Origin of the sequence: Spiribacter roseus, from assembly GCF_002813635.1 — a bacterium.
GTDB classification, from domain to species: domain Bacteria; phylum Pseudomonadota; class Gammaproteobacteria; order Nitrococcales; family Nitrococcaceae; genus Spiribacter; species Spiribacter roseus.
Map to the genome: position 1 here is coordinate 1,336,944 of NZ_CP016382.1, position 16,184 is coordinate 1,353,127.

A 16,184-nucleotide genomic window follows, 5' to 3' on the forward strand; every position below is an offset into this window, starting at 1 on the left:
GCTTAACCGCCTGGCTGTGCGGGGATGACCGGCGTCCCCGAGTCGACATCGGCATTCTGGCCGCGATGGCGCAGATAGTGATCCATCAGCACCAGCGCCAGCATGGCCTCGGCAATCGGCGTTGCACGGATCCCCACACACGGGTCATGGCGGCCGGTGGTCACCACCTCCTGCGGTTGGCCGTGGATGTCCACCGACTGACCGGGGAGGCGGATGCTCGAGGTGGGCTTGAGCGCCATGCGCGCCACCACATCCTGACCCGTGGAAATCCCCCCCAGCGTGCCGCCGGCGTGATTCGACAGGAATCCTTCAGGGGTCATTTCGTCGCGATGCTCGGTGCCTTTCTGGGCGGCACTCGCGAAGCCGTCCCCGATTTCCACCCCGCGCACCGCATTGATGCTCATGAGCGCATGGGCGATATCGGCATCGAGCCGATCGAAGACCGGCTCGCCAAGGCCCGGTGGCACATTGCGGGCCAGCACGCCCACCGACGCCCCCACTGAGTCGCCGGACTTGCGCAGATCATCCATATACGCCTCGAGCTCGGGCAGGCGCCCCGGCTCGCCGCAGAAGAACGGATTGTCATCCACGCTTGCCCAGTCCTCGAGGGACAGCTCGATCGAGCCGAGCTGGCTGAGCCAGCCGCGGATCTCGATGCCCAGACGGGCATGGAGGTAACGCCGGGCGATGGCGCCGGCGGCCACCCGCACCGCGGTTTCACGGGCCGACGAGCGACCCCCGCCGCGGTAGTCGCGGATCCCGTATTTCTGCCAGTAAGTGTAATCGGCATGCCCGGGGCGGAACAGCTCGCTGATCGCCGAGTAATCCTTCGAGCGCTGGTCCATATTCTCGATCAGCAGGCCGATGGGCGCACCGGTGGTGCGGCCCTCGAACACACCCGAGAGGATGCGGACCTCATCGCCCTCACGGCGCTGGGAGGTATGCCGCGAGGTGCCCGGCTTACGCCGGTCAAGATCACGCTGAAGGTCGGATTCATCGATGGCAAGCCCGGGTGGGCAGCCGTCAATGACCGCCCCCAGGGCGGGCCCATGGCTTTCGCCGAAGGTGGTGACCGTGAACAGTCGGCCAAAGGTATTTCCGGACATGGGAGTCAGTCGTCTCCGTTCAGTCGTGGGATTTCGCCGGCCGCGGCCGCCGCTCGCAGGGTATCGGCGTCGACCATGAAAACGCCCTCTCCGCCGCGCTCGAACTCGAGCCAGGTAACCGGCAGACGGGGGAAGGCGGCTTCAAAGGCCGCAGCGCCGTGCCCTACCTCGGCGATCAGCACGCCGTGGTCGGTCAGTCGTTGCGCGGCCTGGGGCAACAGTCGGCGGACAGCATCCAGGCCATCCTCGCCCGCCGCGAGCGCATCGCGCGGTTCATGCCGGTATTCCGGCGGCAGCGCGGCCATCGCCGGCGCATCGACGTAGGGCGGATTACTGACGATCAGATCCAGCAGCGGCTCGCTGGGGATGGCGTCCAGCAGATCCGACGCCTGCGCCCGGACCCGATCACCAACGCCGTAGCGCTCGGCATTGCGCGCCGTCCAGTTCAGCGCCGCCGGTGAGCAGTCCAGCGCATCGACCTGCACCGACGGCAACGCCAGGGCCGTGGCGATGGCAATACAGCCGCTCCCCGTGCCGACATCGGCGATGCGCCGCAGCCGCGCCGGATCCACCCACGGGGCAAAGCCTGATTCGATCAGCTCGGCAATGGGCGAGCGCGGAATCAGCACCTGCTCATCGACCCCAAAGACCAGTCCGCAGAACCACGCTTCGCCAAGAATATAGGGGACGGGACGGCGCTGGTGGACGCGCTCGTCGATGCGGGCAAACAACCGCTCGCGCTCGTCACCCGTGAGCGCGCCGTCAAAATACAGCGCCGGGAGATCCGCCGGCAGGCTGAGGCTGCCCAGCACCAGCGCGGCGGCTTCATCAATGGCGTTGTCGGTGCCGTGGCCGTAATGCACGCCTGCCGCCTGAAAACGGCTGGCCGCCCAGCGCACGAAATCGCCCACGGTGCGCAGCGGATCGGTTGACGATGATTCCATAGCGGGCAGTTTATCAGGCTCGCCGGGTCATGACCGCCGCCGGAAAGTGGCATAATACACCGATGATGAACGTATCCCCGATCCGACTGGCACTGGGTGTGGCGCTGGCAACGGCATTGATCGCCGGCGCGCTCACGGCCCTGTGGCCGTCCGATGCGCCGCCCGAGCGGTTGGACCCGGATGAGGCGGTGGGCACGGTACTGCCTGAGGCCCGCGACCTGCCGGCCGTGACACTGACCGATCACGACGGTGGGGACTGGACCGCGTCGGATTTCGAGGGGCGCTGGCAGTACCTGTTCTTCGGCTTCACCCACTGCCCCGACGTCTGCCCGATGACCCTGGCAACCCTCGCGGGTGCCCTCGAGCGTCTGGAACAGGCGGACGTCGAGCGCCTGCCCGGCGTTGTCTTCGTCAGCGTCGACCCGCAGCGCGATACGCCGGCGGCCATGGAGACCTATGTCGAGCACTTCAGCGACGACTTCATCGGGGTGACCGGTCAACGTGATGCCATCGACCGGCTGACCTCGGCACTGGGCATCAGCTACACCCTGCACGAGCCCGACAGTGAGGGCGACTACGCGGTCGATCACAGCGCCGCCATCCTGCTGATCGATCCGCAGGGTCGGCTGCGGGCGCTCTGGCAGCCCCCCCATGGCCGCGATGTGCTGGCCGACGAGTTCCGGCGGATCCGCGGGCAGTATCCATCGGAGGGCCGCTCATGATGGGGCGATTGTTCAGCTTGATCGTCGCGCTGCTGCCCCAGCATCGACTCTCGCGGGTGGTTCATGGGCTTGCCCGCTGGCGCTGGCGGCCGTGGAAGAACGAGCTCATCCGGCTTTTCACCCGGATCTACGGCGTTGACTGCGGCGAGGCGGCGGCCAGCGAGCCCAACGCCTATGTAAGCTTCAATGCCTTCTTCACCCGGCCGCTGGCGCCCGGGGCCCGGCCCCTCGCCGAAGGCGAAAACCGGATCGTCAGCCCCGTGGACGGTGTCATCAGCCAGCATGGCCCGATCAGCGACGGGCGGCTGATCCAGGCCAAGCGCCAGGACTACAGCGTTGATGACCTGCTGGGCGGCGACCCGCAGCTTGCCGGGCCGTTCCGCCACGGCCACTTTGCCACCCTCTATCTTTCGCCGCGGGACTATCATCGCGTCCACATGCCGATGACCGGATCGCTGCAGCGGATGCTGCATATCCCGGGGCGGCTGTTCGGGGTATCGCCGCCGCTGGTCCGACACGTCTCCCGGCTGTTCGCCCGCAACGAGCGGGTGGTGACCCTGTTCGACACCGCCGCGGGGCCGATGGCCATGGTCCTCGTCGGCGCCATCGGTGTTGGCAGCATCGAGACCCTCTGGAGCGGCGAGGTGACCCCGCCCCGGGGGCAGCGCATCCGCAGCTGGGACTTTCGACATTACCCGCTGACCCTCGAGGCGGGCGCCGAGATGGGGCGTTTCAATTTGGGGTCGACGGTAATCCTGCTGTTGGCCGACCCGGACGTGCGGTGGTCCCCGACCATCGGCCTCGAGCAGCCGCTGCGGATGGGTCAGGCGCTGGCGGAAACCCGCGCGGCCGAAGACTCAGGCGCGGGTCCAGGGGAAGGCGATCACCTCCGCGATTGACTCGGCGCCAGCGGCACGGGCGAACATCCGGTCCAGGCCCACGGCAACGCCGGCACAATCCGGCATTCCGGCGGTCATTGCCGCGAGCAGTCGCTCATCAATGGCCATGACTGGCTGACCACGGGCCCGGCGCACCGCCTGATCGGCCTCAAAACGCTCACGCAGCGCCCGCGCATCGGTCAATTCCCGAAACCCGTTGGCCATTTCCACGCCCCCGATGAACAGCTCAAATCGCTCCGCGAGCCGGGAATCCGCGGGATCGAGCCGCGCGAGGACAGCCTGATCGGCGGGGTAGTGCGTGACAAAGCACCGCACCGGCAACTGTGGGGCGACCACCTGGCTGAACAGCCAGTCGAGCAGAACCCGATGGTCGGTGCCCGAAGGCAGTGGACAGGCGGCCGGCCGGGTCCGGGCGGCGGCGGTCAACTGATCGATGGATGCAGTCAGCGGATCCGGCAGACCGGCCGCCTCGAAGGCCGCCTGGTAAGTGTATCGCCGGATCGGAGCGGGCCCGAGCAGGCAATCGGTCAGCGCCGTGAGCTCGTCCATGAGGTCGTCGGCGCTGTAGCCCAGGCGATACCACTCGAGCAGTGTGAACTCGGGGTTATGCCAGCGCCCCAGCTCCCCCGCCCGAAATGCCGGAGTAATCTGATAGCAGTCCCCCAGGCCGGCGGCGATCAGGCGCTTCATCGCGTACTCGGGCGAGGACTGCAGCCAGTATCCGCTGGCCGACTCCTGCAGGCAGTCGATGGCGGGATCGGTGACCCCGGTGGCGGCGAGCAGCGGGGTGTCGACCTCGATGACGCCGCGCTGGTCAAAGAAGCGGCGCAGCCGCGCCCGCCACCCGGCGCGCTGGCGCAACGCCTGGAGCGAGGCGCTGGGCCGCCAGTCCGCCCCCGCGACCAAGGGGCGGTCAGTCCTTGGCGCGCGAGACGTATTCGCCCGAGCGCGTATCGACCTTGAGGATCTCGCCTTCCTGGATGAACAGCGGGACCTGTACGACGGCCCCGGTCTCGAGCGTGGCCGGCTTGCTGCCACCACTGCTGGTGTCACCCTTCATGCCCGGGTCGGTCTGGGAAACGGCTAGCGTGACATGCGGCGGCGGCTCGACCGAGAGAGGCTCGCCGTTGTACAGCGTGACGTTGCAGGTGTCCTGCTCCTTGAGCCATTTGCCGTTGTCGCCCACGGCGGCCTCGGGGGCGGCATGCTGCTCGAAGGTCTCGGGGGCCATGAAGTAGTAGAATTCGCCGTCGTTGTAGAGATACTGCATCTCGGTTTCCATCACGTCGGCGGCTTCAACGCTCTCGCCCGACTTGAAGGTACGGTCGATCACCTTGCCGGTCTTGAGGTTGCGCACCTTCACCCGGTTAAATGCCTGCCCCTTGCCGGGCTTGACGAATTCATTCTCGACAATCGAGTAGGGCTCACCGTCGAGCAGCAGCTTCAGGCCCGACTTGAACTGATTGGTGCTGTACGTCGCCATTCGTTCTCCATTGCGCTGACTGCCGCGACCTGCACGGCGAACAGCGCTGCATGCTAACCGAAACGACAGAGGGATGACACATGAGCACAGCCCCGTGGCAGCGCGAGTGGCAGAACGCCATCCGGCACCCGGCGTCGCTGCTGAAGCGCCTCGGGCTGGATGCCTCGCTGCTCGAGCCGGCAACACGCGCGGACCGGCTGTTCGAACTGCGGGTGCCGGAAGCCTATCTGCAGCGCATCGAACCGGGTAATCGCCATGATCCCCTGCTGCGCCAGGTCCTGCCGGTGGACGCGGAATCCGCCGACAGCGCCGGCTTTGGCGATGACCCGGTGGGCGATCATGCCAGTCTGGCCAACGGCGGCGTCATTCACAAATACCGGGGGCGTGCGCTGCTGATCGCCACCGGTGCCTGCGCCATCAACTGCCGCTATTGCTTTCGCCGCCACTTTCCCTATGCCGACGCCAACGCGAGCAGCGGGCAATGGGCCGGGGCCATCGACTACCTGCGCGCCGATCCATCCATCAGCGAAGCCATCCTCAGCGGCGGCGACCCGCTTAGCCTCAACGACCGGCGTCTGGGCGCGCTCAGCGAGGCCCTCGCCAGCATCCCGCACCTGCGGCGCCTCCGCGTCCACAGCCGCATGCCGGTGGTGCTGCCAAGCCGCATCGACGGGGCGCTGCTGGAGTGGCTGACCGGCACCCGCCTGACACCGGTCATGGTCATCCACGCCAATCACCCCAAGGAACTGGATGGCCGCGTCGCCGATGCCCTGCAACGCCTGACCGCGCGCGGCGTGCGGCTTTACAACCAGGCCGTGCTGCTGCGCGGCGTCAACGATGACGCCGCAACCCTGGAGGCGCTGGGCGAGCGGTTGTTTGAACTGGGCGTACAGCCCTACTACCTGCACCTGCTTGATCGCGTCCGCGGGGCGGCCCATTTCGAGGTGGACGACGCGACCGCCGCCGCCCTCATGCGGGAACTGGCCGCGGTGACCCCGGGCTACATGCTGCCGCGACTGGTCCGCGAAGTGGCCGGTGAGCCCTGGAAAGTGCCCATCGACTGGACCCGGCACGCCCCGATGTGACGGGCAAGTGGCCTGTCCCAAGGGCCGGTGGCAGACTTAACCCATGAAACGGATCCTCATGGTTCTGATTGCACTGCTGCCGACGCTGGCCACCGCGGCCGTCATCGCGCCCGATGACGGCCGCGCCCGGCTGGACAGCCAGGTAGCGTTTCTCGAGGATCCCACCGGCGGGAAAACCATCGGTGAGGTCCGTGCCGCGGACGCCGCCGGCGCGTTCGTCTCCAACGACGGCATTGGCGGCCTCAACTTTGGCCTGTCGGCCTCGGTTTACTGGCTGCGCTTCACCCTTGTCGGGAACACCCCCGAGCCGGCGCCCTACCTGATCGAGGTGGGATTCTATGGGCTGACCGACCTGCGGCTTTTTTATCCCGACGGCACAGTCGTTGAAACCGGCCAGTATCAGCCGGCGGCGAATCGCCCCTGGCCGCACCGACACCCGGTCTTTCCGATACAGCTCGCCTCGGACGCGCCCCAGACCTACTATCTACGGGTGGCCTCGGTGGGCTCGCTCACAACGCCGCTGACGCTTTGGGAGCCGGCGACGTTCAGTTATGCCACCCAGACCGACTATCTGTGGACGGCCGCCTACTATGGTGTCGCCGGCGCGCTGCTGCTGTTCAATTTCTTCCTGTTCCTGTCCCTGCGCGATCGCAACTACCTGCTTTACTGCGGATTTCTGCTGTTTGCGGCGTCCGGCATGTGGTTCATGAACGGATTTGGTGCCTACTCCCTCGCGCTGGTCGACTGGCCGCGCAGCATTGGGACCAACACCCTGTTCTCCATCGCGGGCGTCTTCGCCGTCGAATTCCTGCGCCAGTTTCTGGACACGCGCCGATCCGTTCCCCGGGCCGACTGGCTGCTGCGTGGGCTGATGGTGGCATTTACCGTGGTGGCGGCTTTTCCGCTGCTGGGTCTGCCGGTCCGCATCGGCGTGATCAGCCTGAGTGCGCTGGCGGTACTCGCCGGACCATCGATGCTGGCGGTGACGGTCATCTGCTGGCTCGCCGGATATCGCAGCGCACGTTTCCTGCTGGCCGCCTGGGCGGTCCTGCTGCTGGCGGTCGGCATCCAGGCGGCCCGCAATTTCGCCCTCGTGCCGACCAACGCGGTGACGCTCAATCTCATGCAGATCGGCTCGCTGCTCGACATGCTGCTGCTCTCGTTCGCCCTCGCCGACCGGATCCAGGCCGAGCGGCGGGCCCGGGAACAGGCCCAGGACATAGCGCTCGAGGCCGAGGCGGAGCTGGTCCAGGGGCTTCGGGATTCCGAGCGGCAGCTTGAGCGCAAGGTCCAGGACCGCACCGAAGCGCTGGAGTCGGCCCTGAACCGAGAGCGCGAAACCCTCAATCAGTACATCGAGTTCGGGGCGCTGATCGCGCATGAATTCCGTAACCCGCTGGCGATCATCTCAAACCAGACGGAGCTCGCCCGGCTCGAGCAGCAGCGTGATCATGTCCTTTCGGATGAGCGCCTTCAGGCCATCGATCGGGCGGCGGAGCGCCTGCGGGGGCTGTTTGATGAATGGCTCAAAAGTGACCGCCTGCACGACCGACTCGATGCCATGGAAAGGCAGACCATCAACCTCGACGACTGGCTCGCCCGGGTGCTGCACAGCAGTGACCTGCGAGTCACCCATAGCATCGTGATCGAGTCCATCGACGCCGTGCCCGTGGTTGTCGATGAGGCGCTGCTGACCACCGCCCTGCATAATCTCATCGACAACGCGGCCAAGTACTCGCCCGCCGGGGCGCCGATCCGTGTCCGCACACGCAGGGCCGTGGATTGCATCGGCATCGCCGTCAGCGATGAGGGCGCCGGGATCGATGAAGCCGAGCAGGCCGCGATTTTCAGAAAACACCACCAGGCAGCCGGGCGGCCCCGGAAACAGGGACTGGGGCTGGGACTCTACCTGGTCGCCGAGGTCATGCGCGCCCACGGCGGATCGGTGACGGTGGACAGTTCACCCGGCCGGGGCAGCGTCTTTACCCTGTGGATCCCTCTCCCGTCCAGTCAATCTCTGCCGTGAACGCATACCCCGTCCCCCGGACGGTCACGATGGGGGCCTCGAGACCAAGCTGGTCGGCGATCTTTACCCGCAGGCGGCGCAGCATGACCTCCATACGGCGAATGTCGTAGGTCTCCGGGTCGGCCCCCAGGCGTCGGATGATCGTGTCGCGCTCCACCACGGCACCGGGTTGGCCCGCCAGCAGTTCCAGCAACGCCAGCTCCGAGGCGGTGAGCCTGACCGCCGATCCATCGGGCGCGCGCAGCTGCCAGCTGAGCGAGTCGAGCTGCCAGTGATCGTTCACGGGCAGCCGCGCGATCAGATTGCGGACACTCACACTGAGCTCCACCAGGTTCACCGGCTTGACGAAATAGTCGTCGGCACCGGCGTCGCGACCGGCGATCCGCTCCGCCTCGCGACCGGCGGCGGTCACCATGATGATGCCCTTTCCGCGCAGGTCCGGCCGGCGTCTGAGCCAGTCAAGACCGGACTCGCCCGGCAGGGCCAGATCCAGCACCAGCACCGCCGCATCGGTCTGCGCCAGCGCTGCATCGGCGGCTTCCACCGATTCCACGCCGGCGGTGGTCCAGCCGACCTGCGTCAGATAACCCACCACCGCATCCCGGATGTCGGCCTCGTCCTCAATCACCAGCGCATCAATCATTCCTGCCATGCCAAAAGCCTGCTGCAGCGTCTTCAGTTGGAATGCGGGGACAGCGCATCGACCCGCTGGAAGCCCCGCGGCAGCGGCCGCCCACGCCGGCCCCTTTCGCCCTCGTAGGTAGCCAGATCCGCTGTCTTGAGCGTGAGGGTGCGCTTGCCGGCGGTAACGACCAGTGGCTGATCCGGCCCCAGCAGACACAGTCCCACCACCTTCTCAGTCCCCTCGGCCCGCCGCGCGGCGGGGATATCGATCAGCTTGTTGCCCTTGCCGCGTGACAGCTCGGGGAGCTGATCAAGGGCAAACACCAGCAGCCGCCCCGCGCTGGTGGCCACGGCGACGCGGTCGGCATGGGACGGGAGGCGGATGGGGGGCAGGATTTCGCTGTCGGCCGGGCGATTGATCACCGCCTTGCCGGCCTTCTGACGGGCCTGCAACGACTGCATCCGGGCCACAAAGCCATAGCCGCCGTCCGATGCCAGCAGCACCCGCTCCTCGGGTTCGCCGCACAGCACATGCGCAAAGAAGGCACCATCCGGCGGTTGCAGCCGGCCGGTCAGCGGTTCGCCCTGACCACGGGCCGAGGGCAGCGTATGCGCGGGCAGGCTGTAACTGCGTCCCTGGGTGTCCAGGAAAACCGCCAGCTGGTTGCTGCGCCCGCTGGCCGCCGCGGCAAAACCGTCACCGGATCGATAGGAGAGTCTGCGCGGATCCACCTCGTGGCCCTTGGCCGTCCGCGCCCAGCCCTTCTGCGAGAGCACCACCGTGATCGGTTCACTGGGCACAAGCTCGCTTTCACTCAGTGCCCGTGCACTGCTGCGCGCCACCAGCACCGAGCGGCGGTCGTCGCCATAGGCCTCGGCATCGGCCTTCAGCTCGGACTGGATGAGCTGGGTCATCCGATCTTCCGAGCCGAGAATGTCAGTCAGCTCGTCGCGCTCGCTCGCGAGCTCGTCCTGCTCACCCCGGATCTTCATTTCCTCGAGCCGGGCGAGATGCCGCAGCCGCAGCTCGAGGATGGCCTCGGCCTGGGTCTGGGTCAGCCCGAAGCGTTGCATGAGGGCCGGGCGCGGTTCATCCGCGTCACGGATGATCGCGATCACCTCATCGATGTTCAGATAGGCGGTCAGCAGGCCCTCGAGCACATGCAGACGCGCCTCGACCTTTTCCAGCCGCCACTGCAGGCGGCGCCGGACCGTGTCGCGGCGATATTCGAGCCACTCGCCGAGCAGCTCGCGCAGATTGCGCACCCGCGGGCGGCCATCCAGACCGATCACGTTCAGGTTGACCCGATAGGTTTTCTCGAGATCGGTGGTGGCGAAGACATGCTGCATCACCTCCTCGGCATCCACCCGATTGGAGCGCAGGCTGATGACCAGGCGGGTCGGGTTCTCGTGGTCCGACTCGTCACGCAGATCCTCGACCATGGGCAGCTTGCGGGCCTGCATCTGCGCGGCGATCTGCTCGAGCACCCGACTGCCGGAGACCTGGAACGGCAGGGCGGTCACGATCACATCGCGGCCATCCTGCTCCCAGCGGGCCCGCAGCCGCAGACCGCCATGACCGGTTTCGTAGAGCCGGCGGATGTCACTGGCGGAGGTGATGAGCTCGGCATCGGTGGGAAAGTCGGGGCCCTGGATGTGTTCGCAGAGCGCGTCGATGTCGGCCTCCGGCTCATCCAGCAGCCGGATGCAGGCCGACGCGACCTCGCGCAGATTGTGTGGCGGGATATCGGTGGCCATGCCCACGGCGATCCCCGTGCCGCCATTCAGCAGCACATTGGGCACCCGCGCCGGCAGGGTCACCGGTTCATCCAGACTGCCATCAAAGTTGGGTTGCCATTCGACCGTGCCCTGGCCCAGTTCCTGGAGCAGCAGGCGGGCGTAGGGGGCCAGCCGCGCCTCGGTGTAGCGCATGGCCGCGAAGGACTTGGGATCGTCCGCCGACCCCCAGTTGCCCTGGCCGTCCACCAGCGGATAGCGATAGGAGAAGGGCTGGGCCATCAGCACCATCGCCTCGTAGCAGGCCGAGTCGCCATGGGGGTGGTACTTGCCCAGCACGTCGCCCACGGTGCGGGCCGACTTCTTGTGTTTGGAGACCGCCGAGAGGCCCAGCTCGGACATGGCATAGACGATGCGCCGCTGCACGGGCTTGAGGCCATCGCCGACGTGGGGCAGCGCCCGGTCGAGGATGACGTACATCGAATAATCGAGATACGCCTTTTCGGTGAACTCCTGCAGCGGGCGGCGCTCGAAGCCTTCTGACTGAATCGGTTCGCTCATCGTTTGTGGATATCCTGTCGCCCGTTCATACCAGTACGTCGGCCAGATCGCCCTTGCGCTCCAGCCAGGCGCGGCGCTGGCTGGCGGCACGCTTGCCCAGCAGCATCGCCATCAGCGCCTCGGTTTCCTCGGGGGCGTCAACGGTCAACTGAACCAGCCGCCGGGTATCCGGGGCCATGGTGGTCTCGCGAAGCTGCAGCGGGTTCATCTCGCCGAGCCCCTTGAACCGGGTGATCGCCACTTTGCCCTTGAGCTTTTCGGCCTCGATCCGCTCGAGGATACCCTGGCGCTCGTCCTCGTCCAGCGCGTACCAGGTCTGCTTGCCCACATCCACCCGATACAGCGGCGGCATGGCCATGAACACGTGACCGGCCCGCACCAGGGCGGGGAAATGGCGCAGGAAGAGCGCGCAGAGCAGCGTCGCGATATGCGCACCATCGGGGTCGGCATCGGCCAGCACGCAGACCTTGGCGTAGCGCAGCCCGCTCAGATCCTCCGACCCCGGCTCGATCCCCAGCGCAACGGCGATGTCATGGACCTCCTGCGAAGCCATGACCTCAGACGGATCGACCTCCCAGGTATTGAGGATCTTGCCACGCAGCGGCATCACGGCCTGAAAGTCGCGGTCGCGGGCCTGTTTGGCGGATCCCCCGGCGGAATCCCCCTCCACCAGAAACAGCTCGCTGATGCCCGGATCCTGGTTGCTGCAGTCGGCCAGCTTGCCGGGCAGCGCCGGCCCCTGGGTGACCCGCTTGCGCGTCACCTTGCGTGATGCCCGAAGGCGGCGCTGGGCATTGGCGAGCACCAGCTCGACAAGTGCTTCGGCCTCGCTGGTGTGTTCATTGAGCCACAGACTGAAGGCGTCCTTGACCACGCCCGAGACGAATCCGGCGCAGGCGCGGGAGGACAGGCGCTCCTTGGTCTGGCCCGAGAACTGCGGCTCCTCGAGCTTGACCGAGAGCACATAGGTCACCCGCTCCCAGACATCCTCCGGGGCGATGCGTACGCCGCGCGGGAGCAGATTGCGGAACTCGCAGAACTCCCGCAGCGCCTCGGTCAGGCCGGTGCGCAGGCCGTTGACGTGGGTGCCGCCCTGCAGGGTGGGGATCAGGTTGACGTAGCTTTCCTGCACCGGCTCACCCTGCTCGGGCAGCCAAGCGACCGCCCATTCCACGGCTTCGTGAGCGGCCGAAAAATCGCCGGTGAACGGCGCTGCGGGGATCTGCGGGACACCCTCGAGGGTGGTTCCCAGATAATCGGCCAGCCCCTTTTCGTAGTGCCAGAGCGTTTCCTCGCCGCTGGCCTCCTCGACCAGCCGCACGGCGAGCCCCGGGCAGAGAACCGCCTTGGCCCGCAGGACATGGCGCAGGCGCGGCAGCGAAAAGCGGGCCGAATCAAAGTACTCGGCATTCGGCCAGAAATGCAGGCGCGTGCCGGTGTTGCGCCGGCCGACCTCGCCCACCGCCTCGAGGGGCTGGATCCGCTCGCCGTTGGCGAAGGCCATCCGCCATTCCCGCCCGTCGCGGCGGATACTCACCTCGAGGCGGGTCGACAGGGCGTTGACCACCGACACACCCACCCCGTGCAGGCCGCCGGAGAACTGGTAGCTCTCGCGCGAGAACTTGCCGCCGGCATGCAGTCGGCCAAGGATGATTTCAACGCCGGGTGCCCCCTCCTCGGGGTGCATATCCACCGGCATGCCGCGTCCATCGTCACTGACTGACAGTGACCCGTCGCGATGCAGCGTGACGTCAATCCGCTGACAGTGACCGCCGATGGCCTCGTCGACGCTGTTATCGATGACCTCCTGGGCCAGATGGTTGGGGCGGGTGGTATCGGTATACATCCCCGGGCGACGGCGCACCGGGTCGAGGCCGGTGAGAACCTCGATGGAAGCGGAATCGTAATCTTTGCTCATGGCGGGAAGTGTAACGGGTGGCACCGCATCGGGCGAGTGCGTTGCCCGCCACTGCGCGCTAGACTTGCAGGCATGAGTGAATCTGAATCGACCCCCGACTTTGAAGCCGCCCTCAAGACCCTCGAGGAACTGGTCGAGCGCATGGAAGCCGGCGAGCTGACACTGGAGCAGTCCCTGCAATGCTTCGAGCAGGGCATCCGGCTGACGCGGGAGTGCCAGAAGGCGCTGACCGAGGCCGAACAGCGCGTCGAGATTCTCGCCGGCCGCGATCCCGACGCCCAGCCCCGGCCCTTTGAGGGAAGCGATGACAGCGGCCCTGAATGACGCGCTGAGCCGGGCCCGTGCGCGGGTCGAGGCCGCGCTGGAAACCGTCCTTCCCGCCGACGACCAGCCACCGACGCGGCTCCATCAGGCCATGCGCTATGCCGTGCTGGCCCCGGGCAAGCGGCTGCGCCCGTTCCTGGTCTACGAGGCGGGGGCATTGTGTGGCGTCGACGCGCCGGATCTGGACCCGGCCGCCTGTGCGGTGGAGATGATCCATGCCTACTCGCTTGTCCACGACGATCTGCCGGCCATGGACGACGATGACCTGCGCCGCGGTCAGCCGACCTGTCACCGAGCGTTTGACGAGTCCACCGCGATCCTCGCCGGCGATGCCCTCCAGACCCTGGCGTTCGAGCATCTGGCGGGAGCGACGGGCGTTGCCGCCGAACGCCGACTGGAGATGGTGCGGACCCTGGCGGCGGCGGTGGGCTCGCAGGGCATGGCAGGCGGTCAGGCGCTGGACCTGGGCGCCGTCCGGCATCAACTGAATGCCGCGCAGCTCGAGACCATGCACCGCTACAAGACCGGGGCGCTGATCCTGGCCAGCCTCAGACTGGGCTCGCTGAGCGGGCCCCACGGCGTTGACGATTCGGTCCGTCAGAGGCTGGATGAGTACGGCCAGTGCATCGGTCTGGCCTTTCAGGTGCAGGACGACATCCTCGATGTCACCGGCGACAGCGAGGCCATCGGCAAGACCAGCGGAGCCGATGCGCGTCGCGCCAAGCCGACCTATCCGGGGCTGATGGGCCTTGAGGCCTCGCAGCAATTCGCCCGTCGACTGCGCGACGGGGCCGTCGACGCCCTGGGCGGTATGGGGTCTGGCGCGGATCGCCTGCGGGCGCTCGCCGACTACATCATCCAGCGCGAGCGCTGAGCCCGGACTGCTCCAGGCTCACGACGGGCCCTAGTGGCCGGCCTTCGCCGCCTTCTTGCGCTCATGCTCGAGGAGGTATTTCTTACGGATGCGGATGGCGCCCGGGGTCACTTCCACCAGCTCATCGTCGTCGATGAACTCCAGCGCCTGCTCCAGCGTCAGCCGTTGCGGCGGCGTGAGGATGATGCTCTCGTCCGAGCCGGCCGCGCGAACATTGGTCAGCTGCTTGGCCTTGAGCGGGTTGACCACCAGATCGTTGTCTCGGTTGTGCAGTCCGATGACCATCCCCTCATAGACCTCGTCGCCATGCCCGATGAACAGCTTGCCGCGATCCTGGAGGTTGAACAGCGCATAGGCGAGCGCCTTGCCGGGCGCCATCGACACCAGTACACCGTTGATCCGCTGGCCGTACTCACCGGTCTTCGCCGGGCCGTAGTGATCGAAAACGTGATACATCAGCCCGGTGCCCGAGGTGGCGGTCAGGAACTCGGTGCGAAAGCCGATGAGGCCCCGCGCGGGAATGGTGTAGTCCAGCCGCACCCGGCCACGGCCGTCCGGGAGCATGTCGGTGAGCTCGCCGCCGCGCTCGCCGAGGGCCTGCATCACCGCGCCCTGATAGTCTTCCTCGACGTCGACGGTGAGCTGCTCGAACGGCTCCTCGAGCCGGCCATCGACCTCGCGGGTGATGACCTCGGGCCGGGAGACACCCAGCTCATAGCCCTCGCGGCGCATGTTCTCGATGAGGATGCCCAGATGCAGCTCACCGCGGCCCGAGACCCGGAAACGCTCGGGGTCATTGGTGTCCTCGACCCGCAGCGCGACGTTGTGCTCGAGCTCCCGCATCAGCCGCTCCCGCAGCTGCCGCGAGGTCACATACTTGCCCTCCCGGCCCACGAACGGCGAAGTGTTCACCTGGAAGGTCATGGACACCGTCGGTTCGTCGACGGTCAGTGCTGGCAGCGCCTCCACCGCCGAGCTGTCGCAGAGCGTGTCGGAGATGTTGATGCCGTCAATGCCGGTAAACGCGATGATATCGCCGGCACTGGCGAAGGGCACCTCAACGCGGTCAAGTCCCAGGAAGCCCAGCACCTGCAGCAGCCGGACCTGTCGGCGCTTGCCGTCACGGTCGACGCAGGTCAGCGTCTGGTTGCTCTTGACGCTGCCCCGCTCGATACGGCCGATGCCGATGACGCCGACATAGCTGTTGTAGTCGAGGGAGGTCACCTGCATGCGGAATGGTCCCTCGGCATCCACCTGAGGCGCCGGGACGATGTCGCGGATGAGCTCGAACAGCGGGGTCATGTCGCCGCTGCGGACATCCGAGTCGGTGCCGGCATAGCCGTTCAGCGCCGAGGCGTAAATCACCGGAAAGTCGAGCTGCTCGTCACTGGCACCCAGGTTGTCGAACAGATCGAAGGTCTTGTCCACCACCCAGTCGGGCCGCGCGCCATCACGGTCGACTTTATTGACCACCACGATGGGTTTGAGACCCAGCGCCAGCGCTTTCTGGGTGACAAAGCGGGTCTGCGGCATCGGTCCATCGACCGCATCGACCAGCAGCAGCACCGAGTCGACCATCGACAGCACGCGCTCGACCTCGCCACCAAAATCGGCATGGCCCGGTGTGTCGACGATGTTGACGCGCAGATCCTGCCACTTGATGGCGGTATTCTTTGACAGGATCGTGATGCCGCGCTCGCGCTCCAGATCATTGGAATCCATGATCCGGTCCTGCACCTCGCCCCGCGCGGCCAGGGTGCCCGACTGCTGGAGCAACTGATCCACTAGCGTGGTCTTGCCGTGGTCGACATGGGCGATGATGGCGACATTGCGCAGGTCGCGCACGTCGGTCTGGATGGGATCGGTGCTCATGGGATTTCG

General features: G+C 66.9%; 14 protein-coding genes. 6 read left to right on the forward strand and 8 right to left on the reverse strand.

The window, feature by feature from the left end:
* Positions 1–2: 2 nt before the first annotated feature.
* Both aroC and prmB read right to left on the reverse strand, forming a co-directional pair.
* Positions 3–1,106 (reverse strand): chorismate synthase, encoded by a 1,104-nt coding sequence (gene aroC, locus BBH56_RS06515; protein WP_148122324.1) that lies wholly within the window; start codon positions 1,104–1,106, stop codon positions 3–5.
* A 5-nt stretch (positions 1,107–1,111) separates the two neighbouring features.
* Positions 1,112–2,050 (reverse strand): 50S ribosomal protein L3 N(5)-glutamine methyltransferase, encoded by a 939-nt coding sequence (gene prmB, locus BBH56_RS06520; RefSeq protein ID WP_144348088.1) that lies wholly within the window; start codon positions 2,048–2,050, stop codon positions 1,112–1,114.
* 62 nt (positions 2,051–2,112) lie between these two features.
* On the opposite strand from prmB, the gene BBH56_RS06525 reads away from it, so the two are divergent.
* Positions 2,113–2,772 carry an SCO family protein gene (locus BBH56_RS06525; RefSeq protein WP_157809119.1) on the forward strand — a complete coding sequence of 220 codons (660 nt, stop codon included), beginning with the start codon at positions 2,113–2,115 and terminating at the stop codon, positions 2,770–2,772.
* Entirely contained in the window at positions 2,769–3,671 is a 903-nt protein-coding gene (asd, locus tag BBH56_RS06530) for an archaetidylserine decarboxylase (protein WP_318262514.1), read from the forward strand. Before BBH56_RS06525 ends, asd begins: the two co-directional genes overlap by 4 nt.
* Here the strand turns inward: asd and epmA are convergent.
* Both epmA and efp read right to left on the reverse strand, forming a co-directional pair.
* Positions 3,630–4,577: an EF-P lysine aminoacylase EpmA gene (gene epmA / locus BBH56_RS06535; RefSeq protein WP_148122327.1), complete on the reverse strand. Its 948-nt coding sequence runs from the start codon at positions 4,575–4,577 to the stop codon at positions 3,630–3,632. The two genes, asd and epmA, sit on opposite strands and share 42 nt — an antisense overlap.
* A gap of 7 nt (positions 4,578–4,584) precedes the next feature.
* A complete protein-coding gene (efp, locus tag BBH56_RS06540; protein ID WP_148122328.1) occupies positions 4,585–5,154 on the reverse strand; it encodes an elongation factor P in 570 nt (189 codons plus the stop codon).
* An 80-nt stretch (positions 5,155–5,234) separates the two neighbouring features.
* Here efp and epmB point away from each other — a divergent pair, with 80 nt between their 5' ends.
* Positions 5,235–6,239, forward strand: a complete 1,005-nt coding sequence (gene epmB / locus BBH56_RS06545) for an EF-P beta-lysylation protein EpmB (protein ID WP_148122329.1) — start codon at positions 5,235–5,237, stop codon at positions 6,237–6,239.
* A 58-nt stretch (positions 6,240–6,297) separates the two neighbouring features.
* Positions 6,298–8,265, forward strand: a complete 1,968-nt coding sequence (locus BBH56_RS06550; protein ID WP_198515198.1) for a sensor histidine kinase — start codon at positions 6,298–6,300, stop codon at positions 8,263–8,265.
* On the opposite strand, the gene BBH56_RS06555 is transcribed toward BBH56_RS06550, so the two are convergent.
* Genes BBH56_RS06555 through parE form a run of 3 tightly spaced genes read right to left on the reverse strand, consistent with a single transcriptional unit; the run spans position 8,222 to position 13,105 of the window.
* Positions 8,222–8,917 carry a response regulator transcription factor gene (locus BBH56_RS06555; RefSeq protein ID WP_083217691.1) on the reverse strand — a complete coding sequence of 232 codons (696 nt, stop codon included), beginning with the start codon at positions 8,915–8,917 and terminating at the stop codon, positions 8,222–8,224. The genes BBH56_RS06550 and BBH56_RS06555 overlap by 44 nt on opposite strands.
* Before the next feature lie 23 nt (positions 8,918–8,940).
* Positions 8,941–11,187 (reverse strand): DNA topoisomerase IV subunit A, encoded by a 2,247-nt coding sequence (gene parC / locus BBH56_RS06560; protein ID WP_148122331.1) that lies wholly within the window; start codon positions 11,185–11,187, stop codon positions 8,941–8,943.
* A 25-nt stretch (positions 11,188–11,212) separates the two neighbouring features.
* A complete protein-coding gene (gene parE / locus BBH56_RS06565) occupies positions 11,213–13,105 on the reverse strand; it encodes a DNA topoisomerase IV subunit B (RefSeq protein ID WP_148122332.1) in 1,893 nt (630 codons plus the stop codon).
* Positions 13,106–13,177: 72 nt separating this feature from the next.
* Between parE and BBH56_RS06570 the strand changes: the two genes are divergently transcribed.
* Together BBH56_RS06570 and BBH56_RS06575 are read left to right on the forward strand one after the other, a co-directional pair.
* Positions 13,178–13,429: an exodeoxyribonuclease VII small subunit gene (locus BBH56_RS06570; RefSeq protein ID WP_148122333.1), complete on the forward strand. Its 252-nt coding sequence runs from the start codon at positions 13,178–13,180 to the stop codon at positions 13,427–13,429.
* On the forward strand, positions 13,410–14,303 hold the full coding sequence (locus BBH56_RS06575; protein WP_148122334.1) for a polyprenyl synthetase family protein: 894 nt from the start codon (positions 13,410–13,412) through the stop codon (positions 14,301–14,303). Before BBH56_RS06570 ends, BBH56_RS06575 begins: the two co-directional genes overlap by 20 nt.
* Positions 14,304–14,333: 30 nt before the next feature.
* Here the strand turns inward: BBH56_RS06575 and typA are convergent, their stop codons facing one another.
* Positions 14,334–16,175 (reverse strand): translational GTPase TypA, encoded by a 1,842-nt coding sequence (gene typA / locus BBH56_RS06580; protein ID WP_144348081.1) that lies wholly within the window; start codon positions 16,173–16,175, stop codon positions 14,334–14,336.
* Positions 16,176–16,184: the final 9 nt, after the last annotated feature.

Excerpts from the sequence above, each read along its gene's own strand:
- aroC (WP_148122324.1), bottom strand. The coding sequence starts at position 1,106 with ATGTCCGGAAATACCTTTGGCCGACTGTTCACGGTCACCACCTTCGGC.
- prmB (WP_144348088.1), bottom strand. The coding sequence starts at position 2,050 with ATGGAATCATCGTCAACCGATCCGCTGCGCACCGTGGGCGATTTCGTG.
- BBH56_RS06525 (WP_157809119.1), top strand. The coding sequence starts at position 2,113 with ATGATGAACGTATCCCCGATCCGACTGGCACTGGGTGTGGCGCTGGCA.
- asd (WP_318262514.1), top strand. The coding sequence starts at position 2,769 with ATGATGGGGCGATTGTTCAGCTTGATCGTCGCGCTGCTGCCCCAGCAT.
- efp (WP_148122328.1), bottom strand. The coding sequence starts at position 5,154 with ATGGCGACGTACAGCACCAATCAGTTCAAGTCGGGCCTGAAGCTGCTG.
- epmB (WP_148122329.1), top strand. The coding sequence starts at position 5,235 with ATGAGCACAGCCCCGTGGCAGCGCGAGTGGCAGAACGCCATCCGGCAC.
- BBH56_RS06550 (WP_198515198.1), top strand. The coding sequence starts at position 6,298 with ATGGTTCTGATTGCACTGCTGCCGACGCTGGCCACCGCGGCCGTCATC.
- BBH56_RS06555 (WP_083217691.1), bottom strand. The coding sequence starts at position 8,917 with ATGGCAGGAATGATTGATGCGCTGGTGATTGAGGACGAGGCCGACATC.
- parC (WP_148122331.1), bottom strand. The coding sequence starts at position 11,187 with ATGAGCGAACCGATTCAGTCAGAAGGCTTCGAGCGCCGCCCGCTGCAG.
- parE (WP_148122332.1), bottom strand. The coding sequence starts at position 13,105 with ATGAGCAAAGATTACGATTCCGCTTCCATCGAGGTTCTCACCGGCCTC.
- BBH56_RS06570 (WP_148122333.1), top strand. The coding sequence starts at position 13,178 with ATGAGTGAATCTGAATCGACCCCCGACTTTGAAGCCGCCCTCAAGACC.
- BBH56_RS06575 (WP_148122334.1), top strand. The coding sequence starts at position 13,410 with ATGACAGCGGCCCTGAATGACGCGCTGAGCCGGGCCCGTGCGCGGGTC.
- typA (WP_144348081.1), bottom strand. The coding sequence starts at position 16,175 with ATGAGCACCGATCCCATCCAGACCGACGTGCGCGACCTGCGCAATGTC.